The organism is Mucilaginibacter sp. (assembly GCF_041660805.1).
Taxonomy (GTDB): domain Bacteria; phylum Bacteroidota; class Bacteroidia; order Sphingobacteriales; family Sphingobacteriaceae; genus Mucilaginibacter.
Map to the genome: position 1 here is coordinate 1 of NZ_JBAZVP010000040.1, position 13,467 is coordinate 13,467.

At 39.5% G+C, this 13,467-nt stretch carries 9 protein-coding genes; 7 read left to right on the forward strand and 2 right to left on the reverse strand.

All coding sequences use genetic code 11. The features are described 5' to 3' along the window. The 4 genes from WC743_RS25690 to bioB all read left to right on the forward strand — a co-directional run. A partial coding sequence (locus tag WC743_RS25690; RefSeq protein WP_373016417.1) for a YigZ family protein occupies positions 1-547 on the forward strand: 547 nt, incomplete at its 5' end. Positions 548-806: 259 nt separating this feature from the next. After that, positions 807-2,156: a magnesium transporter gene (gene mgtE / locus WC743_RS25695; protein ID WP_373016418.1), complete on the forward strand. Its 1,350-nt coding sequence runs from the start codon at positions 807-809 to the stop codon at positions 2,154-2,156. Between the two features lie 43 nt (positions 2,157-2,199). Beyond that, positions 2,200-2,577, forward strand: a complete 378-nt coding sequence (locus tag WC743_RS25700; protein WP_373016419.1) for a GxxExxY protein — start codon at positions 2,200-2,202, stop codon at positions 2,575-2,577. A gap of 328 nt (positions 2,578-2,905) precedes the next feature. Then, a complete protein-coding gene (gene bioB, locus WC743_RS25705) occupies positions 2,906-3,922 on the forward strand; it encodes a biotin synthase BioB (RefSeq protein ID WP_373016420.1) in 1,017 nt (338 codons plus the stop codon). Between the two features lie 198 nt (positions 3,923-4,120). On the opposite strand, the gene WC743_RS25710 is transcribed toward bioB, so the two are convergent. After that, entirely contained in the window at positions 4,121-6,517 is a 2,397-nt protein-coding gene (locus WC743_RS25710; RefSeq protein ID WP_373016421.1) for a gliding motility-associated C-terminal domain-containing protein, read from the reverse strand. An 84-nt stretch (positions 6,518-6,601) separates the two neighbouring features. Continuing rightward, a complete protein-coding gene (locus WC743_RS25715; RefSeq protein ID WP_373016422.1) occupies positions 6,602-7,795 on the reverse strand; it encodes an MFS transporter in 1,194 nt (397 codons plus the stop codon). 299 nt (positions 7,796-8,094) lie between these two features. Between WC743_RS25715 and WC743_RS25720 the strand changes: the two genes are divergently transcribed. From WC743_RS25720 to WC743_RS25730, 3 genes are all read left to right on the forward strand, one after another. Beyond that, positions 8,095-9,684 carry a cysteine peptidase family C39 domain-containing protein gene (locus tag WC743_RS25720; protein WP_373016423.1) on the forward strand — a complete coding sequence of 530 codons (1,590 nt, stop codon included), beginning with the start codon at positions 8,095-8,097 and terminating at the stop codon, positions 9,682-9,684. A gap of 407 nt (positions 9,685-10,091) precedes the next feature. Then, the gene (locus tag WC743_RS25725; RefSeq protein WP_373016424.1) at positions 10,092-11,042 is read left to right on the forward strand and encodes a hypothetical protein; all 951 of its coding nucleotides are present in this window, start codon (positions 10,092-10,094) and stop codon (positions 11,040-11,042) included. 12 nt (positions 11,043-11,054) lie between these two features. Next, positions 11,055-13,457, forward strand: coding sequence for a hypothetical protein (locus WC743_RS25730; protein ID WP_373016425.1), 2,403 nt, complete (start codon positions 11,055-11,057; stop codon positions 13,455-13,457). Positions 13,458-13,467: the final 10 nt, after the last annotated feature.

A 13,467-nucleotide genomic window follows, 5' to 3' on the forward strand; every position in this document is an offset into this window, starting at 1 on the left:
TAAGTTTTTAGCTTTTGCGTATCCTGTAAGTTCAGATACTGAGATAAAGGCCATTGTAGCCAATTTAAAAGCCGAACACCCCAAGGCCAATCATCATTGCTGGGCAATAAGGCTGGGGATCGACCGCTCGGTTTTCCGAGTGAACGACGATGGCGAACCCTCAGGCACAGCGGGCAGGCCAATATTGAACACACTGTTATCCAAAAATATTACTAACGTGCTGGTGGTAGTGGTACGCTATTTCGGCGGGACACTGTTAGGTGTTCCCGGGTTAATAAATGCCTACAAGGCAGCTACCGAAGCAGCGCTGAACGAAGCGCAGATCATAGAAAAAACGGTTAACGATATTTATACCATCACGTTTGATTACCTGCAGATGAACGATGTTATGCGCATCATAAAAGATGAGCAATTACAGATAATGGAGCAGCGTTCGGAGTTGAATTGCGAGATCAGGTTCTCCGTACGCAAAACACAGGTAGAGCAGGTGATGAGCAAGCTGAACAAAGTAAGCGGGGTAAGGGTGGTTTATAATTATAGCGGGTGAGCCCGCGTTAGGGGTAGCAGCGGATACCGGCCCTATGGCTAAGGCCTGCGCAGTATGAGCGGATAACCCGGGCCGCAGGCAACGCCAATATGGTTAATGTTTAAACCTCGGGTTCTACAAGACAAAACACATTATAAATAGCATTCAAAACCATATCATAATATCTGCAAACAAGCCTATTCAAATTTCTCAAACGGCCGGCACCAAATAATACACAAACCATATCCATATTAATTAAATATGCCTATTTTAGTGGCATATGCAATCTTTTGATATAGATAAAACCGATCTGCTCCGCATTAAGGCTGCCCTTGAGGCTGATGATGCTGAATTACAGTTGGTTCTGAAAGAATATCACGCCTCGGAGATTGCCATACTTTTCGAAAGGCTTCCACAGGAGGCTAAGGAGCGCATCATCAATATACTTCCGGCGGATATTGCATCTGAGGTAATATCAGAGATGACCGAGGAATCGCACCCGGAGGAACTTTTGGTGGGCCTGCATCCCGAGAAACGGTCAGAGATTGTTGAGGAATTGGATTATGACGTTGCTACCGACATTATCTCGCAGCTGGATGAAGAAGACCAAAAGGAGATTCTAGAGGACATTGATCAGGAAGATGCGACCAGTATACGTGCCCTTTTAAATTATGATGAGGATACGGCCGGTGGGTTGATGAACTCCGAGATCATCAAGGTGCACATTAACCTGGATAAAAAGGAAGCCCTGGAAGAGATCATCCGCCAGTCAGAAGAGATGGAGGAGTTTTATACCATTTGCGTTGTTGATGATGATAACACGCTGAAAGGGATACTTTCCATTAAAACGGTTATAAAAGCCAGGGGCGATGCCCGTGTAAGCGATTTGGTAGATACCGATTTTGTATATGTAAATGCTGATCTTGACCAGGAAGAGGTTGCCCGCCTGATATCGCAATATAACCTCACCAGTATCCCTGTTGTTGATAATAATATGAAATTACTTGGCCGGGTTACGGTTGATGATATTATTGACGTAATGGAGGAGGAGAACACCGAAGATCTCTTGAAGATAAGCGGTGTATCTGAGGATGAGGAACTAAGCGGTAACTGGAAAGACGCGATAAAAAGCCGCTTGCCCTGGTTGATAATTAATTTAGGGACCGCTTATTTAGCTGCTTCTGTTATTCGCCATTTTGAGCCTACGGTTAAACAAATACCAAGTATAGCAGCTTATATGACCATTATTGCCGGTATGGGTGGTAATGCGGCTACCCAGGCGCTGGCCGTTACAGTAAGGCGTATTTCGCTAAGCGACCTATCAGACAGGCAATCATACAATACCGTTTTAAAAGAGTTTTTAGTTGGGATGTTAAACGGCGCGGCCAATGGTTTAATTGTATTCCTGATTGCCATGTTCTACGATGCCGACCCAAAATTAGGCGCGGTGTTGTTTTTAGCTATGACAGGTAACCTTATCATTGCCGGTTTAACAGGTGCATCTATCCCGCTGATTTTGAAAAGGGTAGGTGTTGACCCTGCAGTGGCATCATCCATAATCATTACCACCTTTACAGATTGCATAGGCTTTTTGTTGCCGCTTTGGCTTGCATCAAGCTTTTTATTATAAATTTGAGATTTTAGAATTAGTTTCTCGCAAAGACGCTAAGAACATGGATGAGAATGAACTTTCAAAAATAATTGTAAATACAGCGTTTGAGATTCATTCTAAACTTGGGCCTGGCCTTTTAGAGTCTGTTTACGAGGAAATAATGTATTTTGAATTATTAAGTAAAAACCTTAAAGTTGAAAAGCAAAAAGGTATTGCGGTATCATGGAAAGAGATTAAAATGGATATTGGTTTTCGGGCCGATTTGATAGTAGAAAATAAGGTTGTTGTTGAACTAAAATCAGTTGCTGAGGTAGCACCTGTACATTCAAAACAGGTTTTAACCTACCTGAAATTATCAGGTTGCAAAGTGGGACTTTTAATTAATTTTAATGAGCCGCTAATAAAAACAGGTATAACAAGAATAGTAAATAATCTTTAATGCTTAGCGTCTTAGCGCCTTTGCGTGAAACTGAATAGTATAACAAGAATAGTAAATAATCTTTAATGCTTTGCGCCTTAGCGTCTTTGCGTGAAAACTGAATAGAATAACAAGAATAATAAATAATCTTTAATACTTTGCGTCTTTGCGCGAAAACTGAATAGAAATAACGGAAATAGTAAATAATCTTTAATGCTTTGCGTCTTAGCGTCTTTGCGCGAAAACTGAATAGAAATAACAGAAATAGTAAATAATCTTTGAATCTTTGCGCCTTAGTGTGTTTACGTAAGGTAACCAAAATTAATTAGTAGATATAAAACTTAAGCTAATGACAGAAGTAAGATACGATTGGACCCAGGAACAAATAGCCGAAATATACCATTCACCTTTGCTCGACCTTGTTTACAGGGCAGCAAGCATCCACCGCGAAAATTCAGATTATTCAGAAGTACAGATCAGTTCGCTGATCTCGATAAAAACAGGCGGTTGCCCTGAGGATTGCGCTTATTGCCCGCAAGCGGCACGTTATAATACAGGCGTTGATGTACATGCCATTATGCCTAAAGAAGAGGTGGTAGCCGTAGCCCAAAAAGCTAAAGACGGCGGCGCCTCAAGGCTTTGCATGGGCGCTGCCTGGCGTGAAGTACGCGATAACCGCGATTTTGACAAAGTAATTGATATGGTAAAGGCTGTTAACGCTATGGATATGGAGGTATGCTGCACGTTGGGCATGCTTACAGAGAGCCAGGCGCAGCGTTTAGCCGATGCGGGCCTGTATGCTTACAATCATAATTTAGATACTTCTGAGGATGATTATAAACGTATTATTACTACCCGTACTTATGATGATCGTTTACAAACACTGGAGCACGTGCGCAAAGCCAAGATCAGTGTATGCAGCGGTGGTATTATTGGTTTAGGCGAAACCGTTGCCGACCGTATATCGATGCTTAAAACATTATCAAACCTGCCTAAGCACCCCGAATCTGTTCCGATTAACGCGTTGGTGCCGGTAAAGGGCACACCATTGGCAGAACAGCCACGTGTATCTGTTTGGGATATGGTAAGGATGATAGCTACCACCCGTATCATAATGCCTAAAACTGTGGTAAGGCTTTCGGCCGGCCGCACAGAGATGAGTACGATTGAACAGGCTTTTTGCTTTATGGCAGGCGCTAACTCCATTTTTGCAGGTGAAAAATTACTGACCACGCCAAACCCTTCTTTTGATGAGGATATGGCCATGTTTGAATTACTGGGACTAAAACCACGTAAGGCATTTAAAAACGGCAGGCCAAATGAACCCAAAGAGTTGCGGGAAATGAGTATTAACGAAGTGATATAATGTAAAGGGCCGGTTTTAAACTGGCCTTTTTACTTAAATTAATCAGCTATAATTTCGACCCGTTTCTCATCATTTACCTTTGAGCGAAATGCCATGTATGCTAGTGCAATAACCGTAATGCCGGCAGATATGTACATGATAAGGGGGATCCTGGCTATTATATCGCCGCAAGGAAGTTTAGGAATGAAGTCTCCTTATTTACCTTAATACTGTAATGCTGCCCTTTAACATTGCCGGCTTATTTTCCTGTGTGGTATAGGTTGCTATATAATAATAGATGCCCGTTGGTACAGGTTTGCCTTTATAACCTCCATTCCATCCTTCGGTTACATTTGTTGTTGTAAACATTACATTACCCATCCTGTTAAATATCTGAATTCGGTAATTTGTAGCTTTGCTTGACGGGTCAGCTCTGAAAATATCGTTAATGCCATCTTGGTTTGGGGTAAATGCAGTTGGGAATGATACCGGGTTACAAGCTTCTTCAACTAATGTAACGTCTATCGCATCAGCAATGCAACCATCTTTTTTAAGTATTGAAAAATGGTAGGTGCCGGCATATAATCCCTTAAATGTGTAATCTGAAGGATAAATAGTTGAATTATATTCTATATCATATAAAGCGGCATTTGTTCCAACTGTAAAATTGATTTGCCCGGTAAGTGTACATATAGGATTTACCTGCTTAATTGTAGTAAACGGTTTGTTTAAACTAAAATCGGGCACGAGCACCGTTTGCGTCTGCGAATTGCCACCTGAAGCCGTAACTGTAAGTATATAACTGCCGGGGCTAAGCATATTAAATATACCTGTAGTGTTGGTTGTGTTTTTGAGCTTGTAATTTAGAATTTCAGGTATTGACTCAACACTTACCTGTAAAGTTGCTTTACCCAATACATTACATTCTGCAGTTACATTAACGTTGTTAATTACCACAGGGCATGGTTGGTATTCAAGTTTTACATCGTACTCATCAATAAGGCAATCGTCTTTATTTAAAACAATAAAGTGATAAATACCTGCTTGCATATCAGTAAATAAATGATCAAATGGGTAGGTGACAGATCCGTATTTTATCTTGTATTGAGAAATGCCTGCCTTTATATCAAATTTAATATTTCCCTTAATGGCACATACCGGGTTATTAACTATGTAAGTAATATCAGGATGTAATAATTGATAGTCAGGAACAACTGCCGGTATATTTATCTCGTCTTCGGCAGATATTATCTTTACAGAATAGCTACCCGGATCAAGCATGTTAAATATTCCGGTAGTATTACTTATTCCGTTTAATAAGTAAGTGTAAATGCCAGTATGTAAATTGGTTAGCACTTGTATACTTCCTTTGTTAATAGCGGAGCATTCTTTTTGATTAACTATTTCGTTAAATTGTATAACACATTTATCTTTTGAAACAATAACATCTTTTTCATCGGTCTTGCAACCGCTTTCATTGTAAATTTCAAAATGATAACTGCCTGCCGATAAATCCGTAAAGACATGGTTCAGCGGAAAATTGTTTGTTTTATATTTGATAGTGTATGTGCTATTGATATCAGTAACAAAAGCAATCTGTCCGGGATTATCACAATTTAAATTAGTTATGCCAACGGTGTACTGAGGTTTTGTAAGTGTGTATGCGGGAACAACAAATGAACTGGTTTGGCTATCTAATACGGAACTTACCGTTAACTGATAAGCGCCACTTGCCAGGTCGGTAAAGACGCCGGTATTATTAGTTAAACCATTGTTTAATGTATAAGTAAATATATCTGTATGTGGTGGAGTTATTACTTCAATAATGCCTTTTGTAGGTGCATCACAATCCTGATGGATGTTTATTTTATCAATTTTTACTCCTTGTATGTTTCCATCCTCAACCATGCTGGCAGCATCAAGTACAGCAAAAGGTAGCGATCCTACCTTACCCACCACTTTTTTACTGTCAATATCAAGCTCATAAATATCTGTTTGGCTTTCACTGATATACATTAATGCATAAACCGTGTTGTTACGTATACTTGTGGCAACACTTACTAAACCAAATATTGAACCGGTTGTAGGTATAATTAACGTGCTGTTAGCCGGGCTGTTTTTATCAATCTTAACAATGCCCTCTCCTGAAGCCATGTATAGATCACCATTAAAAAAAGTTATATCGCCACTTGGTGAATAATTTAATTGTCCATAATCTTTTACTTCTAAAGTGCTGGGATTAAAGCTTTTTAAGCTATAATCTATATAATAAGCATTACCATCCGGGCCAACTGTTAGCGAATTGCTGGTAGATGGAAAGTCCGCTAATTTAATACAGTTGCTCAAGGTATTTCCATTAAAGTCGGCTTTATAAAATTGATTATTATCAAGCCAATAAAAATTGTTACCCTTCATTGCTATTGAGAAAAAAAAGGTATTAGGGCATGTGGCAACAGGTTGATAGGTAACGCCGGTTGGAGTTATTGTAATTTTCTGTATATAGCCTGTAGGAATCCCGATATCATCATTTACATAGGTACTTACATAAAAGCTTTGTGCAAAAGTAACGAGGCAATAAAACTGTAAAATAAAAAAACATAGTACAAATTTTCTCATTTATTATGATAGGTGGTTAGGTAACGCTTTAAAAATACAATTCTTTACTGTCTTGTAGTTTCTTTACTGTCTTGTAGTAATTTATCACTCAGCTATAATTTCGGCCTGTTTCTCATCATTTACCTTTGAGCGAAATGCCATGTAGGCCAGTGCAATAACCGTAATACCGGCAGATACGTACATGATCAGGGGGATCCTGGCTATTACATCCTGGTAGTACCAGCCCGAAAACAAGGCCCCCAAGCCAATACCTGCTTCTAACGAAATATACATGGTAGCCATTGCTTTGCCGCGATGCTCGGGGTGGCTCATATCCACCGTCCAGGCATTTAGGGCAGGTGAAAGGATACCCGTAGCTACACCATATACCGCTGCACCAAGCATTAACCCTGCGAAGCTATCTCCGTAGCCAACAATTAACAGGGATATTACCAGTAGAACAAGCCCGGTATTAATAACATGGATACGCCCATATTTATCTGATGCCTTGCCGGCCACAAAACGGATAAGTAAGGATGTTATAGTAAATACCATAAAGAACAAACCTTTATTAATTACACCCAGGTGCCCGCCCCAATCAGGGATTAAGGTAAGGATAGCGCCATAAGCAATATAAGATAGAAAGGTAACCACAGCCGCCGGCAGCACTTCCAGTGCTATAATATCTCTTCTTGATATTTTTAGAATAGATAAACTAAAGCGCTGTTTTACTTTGAGGGTTTCTTTCATGTTCATTAATATCACAATAGACATTAACGCAAATAGCGAAGAAGTGTAAAAAAGCGCATTTAATGAAAACATCAGTGTAATTGAGCTGCCAATAGCCGGCCCAATAGCTAAGCCTGTACTAAAGCATAAACCATGAAAACCCAGCGCCTCTCCCCAGCGTTCCCTGGGGACAATATCGGCCACGTAGGCGGCGGTTGCTGTGGGCTTAAAACCGGTGGAGAAGCCATGTATCAGCCTCAAAAAAAGAAAGCCTGCAACGGAGCCCAGAACAGGATAAAGAAAGCCGCATACAAAACAAACTATTGAGCCAACTGCCATTACCGGTATCCGGCCAAGCGTATCTGTAAGCCTGCCGCTAAAAGGGCGGGAGATACCCGCCGTGAGTGTAAATAAAGCAATTATTAATCCTTTGTATTCGGCACCACCCATGCTGCTCAAATAAGCAGGCAATTCAGGTATCAGCATATTAAAACTGGCCGAGAATAACAAGGAGCTAAGACAAACCAAACCAAACTGAAGATTATAAATAGGGTGGCCGGTTTTTACCATATATACAGGATATTTTATGAATTGTTGCAAAGTTAAACTTTCTGTTTAATCAAGTATAGGAAGTCTTCAATTAACTTACAATGTGTTAATGATCATGATTAACTATAAGGAAATTTAACATGCTTTTTGTAAGATATCGATCAATCTTGTGAATAAATATTAACCATTATAACCGTAAAATTCACATTATTTAAGTGTATATTATTAAGTACAGGTAGAAATACCTGTTTTTTAAATAAATGACAGTTATTGCATATTAATTAATTAGCTTTATCAAACCAACCTATCATAAACAATTTATGCCCTTTTTTGCCAAGCAGTTAAACCCTGATGCTGTATTGATTGAGTTATTACGTTTGCTGGGTTCGCCCGTAACTGCAACCGAGGTTATCAACGAGTTAAACATCCATCCGGATTATCCTAATTTACTGGCATTGAATGATGTGCTAAACAACTTCGGGATCGAATCTGGGGCGTACCGTATTAATAGCGACGAATTGCCCGGTGTGCCTTGTCCGTTTATAGCCCATACACGCAAATCGGGCACAGAATTTTTACTGGTAAAAAGCTTAGATACAAACACGGTAACTGTTACCGATCAAAATAAGAAAGACTATAAAATAGACGTTAAGGAATTTGAAAATATCTTTGATGGTGTAGTGCTGGTGCCCGAAACCAATGAAACAACCCTATCTCAAAATAAAACATCAGGGAGTTTTTCTATAGAAAAGATCCGTTATCCGCTGGCTATTGCATTGCTGTTTATTGCATTTATAGCAGGGGTTGTATTACATTCATCTGTTTTTATGAGCTGGCAAAATGCATTAGCCTGGTTATTTAAAACAGGTGGCTTAGCGGTGTCTGTTTTATTGCTGATACAAAGTATTGATAAAAATAACCCCTTGGTGCAAACCCTGTGCAGAGGCAATAATAAAGCTAATTGTAACACCATATTATCATCAAAAGCTGCAAATGTATTTGAAGGACTTACCTGGAGCGAGGTAGGCTTTTTTTATTTCGCGGGTACCTGGCTAACGTTAATGTTTAGCGGTGGCAGTATTGCTATGCTGCAGATTTTAGCCATACTCAACATCCTTAGCCTGCCTTATACGGTTTATTCTATTTATTACCAGGCAAGGGTAGCCAAACAGTGGTGCGTACTATGCTGCACCGTGCAGGTATTGCTATGGCTGGAGTTTGTTCCGCTGGTAATATCGTTTACACAGCCTTTTGAATTTTTAAATGCCACCGGATGGTTTAACCTTTTAATTTGTATGACGTTGCCCGTAGCAACATGGCTTTTACTCAAGCCATTGTTATTAAAAGCGCAGCAGGTAAAACCGCTAAAAGATCAGTTGCGGCAATTTAAATACAACGGCGAGCTTTTCAATTCTCTGTTAAAAGAGCAGCCTAAGTATGCCATGCCGGCAGAGGAGTGGAGCATTGTTTTAGGGAATGTTGAGGCCGAAAATATTATTACTATGGTAAGCAACCCGTACTGCCCGCCATGTGCCAAAGTGCATGATGTGCTGAACGATTGGTTAAACCACAACCCCGACATACAGGCAAGAATAGTTTTTACAGCCGACAATAGTGAAAAAGACATCAAAACCCCGGTAACCCGACACCTCATGGCATTAAATCAATTGCCTGATAAAGCTATTGTTAAACAAGCCCTGCACGATTGGTATAACCAAAAACAAAAAAATTACGAGGCATGGGCAAAGCTCTACCCGGTTCAATTAAATAAAGCAGATTTTGTACAGCTTGATAAGCAAAAAGCATGGTGCCAACTGGCCGAAATAAAAGCCACGCCCACCCTGCTGGTTAACGGTTACGTTTTACCAAATGCATACCAAATAAAAGATATTAAATATATGCTGGGCTAACAGCAATAAAGAAACTTCTCGCGAAAGTAAAGGAGCATGCACTTAACATACATGCCGCCAAATTGCCGGGGCGTGGTTACGGCAAAGATAATCAATTATTAAGTTTTTTATTTTTATGTCAAACTTTAACAAACTCAGCAGAACTGAGATGAAAAATGTAATGGGCGGATTAGTTAATCCATGCCCCGCCTATTGCGAACCGATGGGTGGTACAATAGTGTGTACAACATCAGATGGGCTAAATCACACAGGAAATTGCAATACCCTACCTGCCTGGCAACAAGTTGGCGCACATAACCACTGTGAAAACTCAGCTACTGGGAATTTCGCCTGCTAATCATTTTCAGCCCGGGATTTAATTCCGGGCTTTATTTGTTTTGTCCACAAACTTTTTAGTTAACACCCTCATGAAAATATTAGCTTACATTCTTTTTATACTTTTTTTTGGTTTTGTATGCGAAGCCCAAAAACCAGCCAATATATCTATCACATTAGAGAATAGTACACAGCTACAAATAAATCATTTGTCGCTGTTTGAGAAGGCCGGTAACTATCTGTTAACAAAACAAGATGAAACACATTACACCCTAACTTATAACGAACCAATACCCGGGATACTGTATTTGAATCTAAAACCTATTTATATCACCCCAGGCGATAACATCCAGTTAACATGGAGACTTGTTTCAAAGACGATGGATGAGCAGGTTGATAGCCTTTTAGCTACTGGGGTACATTCGGGAAATTATATTTATTCCAATTATATTATGACAAAAAAACTGGATAGCTATTTTCCGGATTTTGATGGCGCAAAATATCAGAAAAACCCTCTTTTACTCTATCAGGATCTCAATACATTTGAAAAGGTGTATTTTAATTATTTTGATAAGATCCTAACTTCTTTGCAATGTTCTCCGGCATTAATTGGCTTCGTGAAAAGGGCGGAACAGAATCAGTTTTTTTTTAATATGATATACTTCGAAAATGAATTGTATAAAAGCAATAATCCGGGCCTGGGTAACTTCTCCAAAACTTTAGATGATTCTTTTTTAGCCACCAGGTTTTTACCCGGCGATACACATTTTAATTTCGTACAGGAAAACTTGTTTAAGCGGTACTTAACAAGGTTGGTACAAATAAAATTCAAACAACTTACCAGCCATGCGGATGCAGTTGCTTTGTTTAATTACATTAATAAATATCCTAATGCCTATGTCCGGGAATATTTTCTATACTTTTTGGTGAAGGAGTACAATAGCAAAGCAAAGCTTTTAAATCGCGAAAGTCTGGAAGATAGTTTACAAACCATCACCAATGTAGATATTAAAGATAATCTTAAAAACTATATAGATTTTTGAAGTAAAGCAATCATGAATAAATACATTCAAGAAATCCCATGTTTTTTCTTCGCTTTAATTATTTTTTTGCTTAGTCCTACATTTGTTAACTATAGTTTGGGGCAAACCCAACCACAAATTGAGAGAGAGAAGGTTCACATTCATTTTGATAAGCCTTTTTATGCCGCTGGCGACACAATATGGTTTAAGGCATATATTGTTACAGCGGGAAGTAACAGGCCCTCATCTATAAGCAAAGTATTACACGTTAACCTGATTGATAGCTATAAACATATTGTTAAAAATATGCTGCTTCCCGTCGATTCCGGACTCACAAATGGCGATATCATTTTGCCAGACACATTAAAAGGGGGGCGTTACCGTATTTATGCATTTACCAACTGGATGCGGAATTTTGGCTCTGACACGTTTTTTGAAAAGGAAATTCCGGTTATAAATAGTGGTTCACCTGAAGCAGGCCCGCAACAAAAAGAGATAACTCGAGATACCGCAAAAAAGATGAATGTCCAGTTTTTTCCCGAAGGCGGAGAATTGGTTGCCGGATTGCGGAGCAAGGTTGGGGTTAAAATAACTGGTTATGACGGCTTGGGTAAAAATGCAGGTGGCGATGTTATTGATCAGAATGGGCATATTGTGGCATCGTTCCACACCACACATGCCGGTATTGGGGCGTTTCCATTAACGCCTGCGGCGGGCAGTTTTTATAAAGCAGTGATTACTACGCCCGGTAAAGGTGAAATGTGCATCCCTTTGCCTGAAGTCCGTCTTCACGGATACGTGCTTACTGTTAATAACCGGGAGAGCGATAGCGTTCACGTGAACATAGCAAACAATAATACTACAGGGCAGGAGGAAATTATATTGACAGCACAAGGCGACTGGCTTGTATATTATTCGGTGAAAATTACAGCGGAGAAAGGTCGCTGTAAGGCAAGCATACCCAGAAAATACTTGCCTGCGGGTGTTATCAGGCTTACACTTTCTTCAGCTCAAAACATCCCGGTGGCTGAGAGGCTCATATTTAATGACGATGCAAAAGACCTGCAATTAAAAATAAGCTCAGCAAAAGAGGAATATTCACCTTCAGAAAAAATAACCCTGGATTTCAGTTCTGTCGATGAAGGGGGCAAACCTCTACCTGGAAACTATTCGGTTGCTGTTACGAGTGTCACTAAAGTCCCTGAAAATGAAGAAGCCGAATCGACCATACAGTCAAATCTATTATTAGCTTCGGACGTAAAAGGATGTATTGAGCATCCAAGTTATTATTTTTTGGCTTGGACTAAAGCAGATAGTAATGAACGCGCATTGCATTTAGATAATCTACTGTTAACGCAAGGATGGAGGCGGTTTATTTGGAAAAAAATAGCTACCGATAGTACAGGATTGCCATTTGCCCCGGAAAATGGCTTGCAAATCAGCGGCAAATTGTTAACGAAAACAAAAAGCCCGGTCATTAAGAGCAAAATTTACGCTTTTGCAAATAGCGGTGGAATGCCGGTGTTGCTAAATACCGTTACAACTAATGATGGTAGTTTTAAATTTAGTGATCTTGACTTTGATGATCCTACATCATTTGCTATTCAAACAAAGGATGTTAAAAACAAAAATAACGTAGCAATCTTTTTGAATACTGTACCTGAGCCGGAGTTAACAGCATTCGATAGCCTGGTAAGGGACTCATTGATAGAGACAGATTACACGGTAGCAAACGAAAAACGTAACAATGAGATGACGACAAACCACATAAGCAATAACGTTAGGCAATTAAAAGAAGTAATTGTGAAAAGTAAAAAGCAGGCATACTCTTCAACTGTTTTGGGAAGAAATTTTGCATATAATGTCATTGATAATAAAAAAATTAAAGGTGAAAGCAGTTTAAAATACATAATTGAGAAGTATAACCCATTTATTCGTTTTAATAAAGAAAATCAGCCAAAGTATATAGGAAGGCGACCATTTTTTCCAGAATATTTTGTAACTATGATAGATGGTGCATTAACAGACAATGATATCCTGCAGTCGATGAACCCGGATGAAATAGAATCGATTGAAATCCATACAAATGGTCTTGGTGTAGGTGTACTCGATAAAGGTGTTATTGTAATTAACACCAAAAGGAGAGACCCGAACCATAATTTCAGGAAAGATGCCGTTAGTGGAATGTCAACCTTTCTTGTAAAGGGCTATTATCGTTCGCGTGAATTTTATAATCCAACAGATAAAGTGAAACAGGAAAAACCTGATCTACGGGATGTAGTTTACTGGAATCCCAAAGTGTCAACTGAACAGGATGGAAAAGCCAGCTTAACATTTTTCAATGCTGATAGCAAAGGGCTTTACAGAGTAGTTGTAGAAGGGGTTTCCTTTGACGGGCGTTTGGGGAGATTTATTTATACCTACCTTGTTAAGTAGTTGCACAACA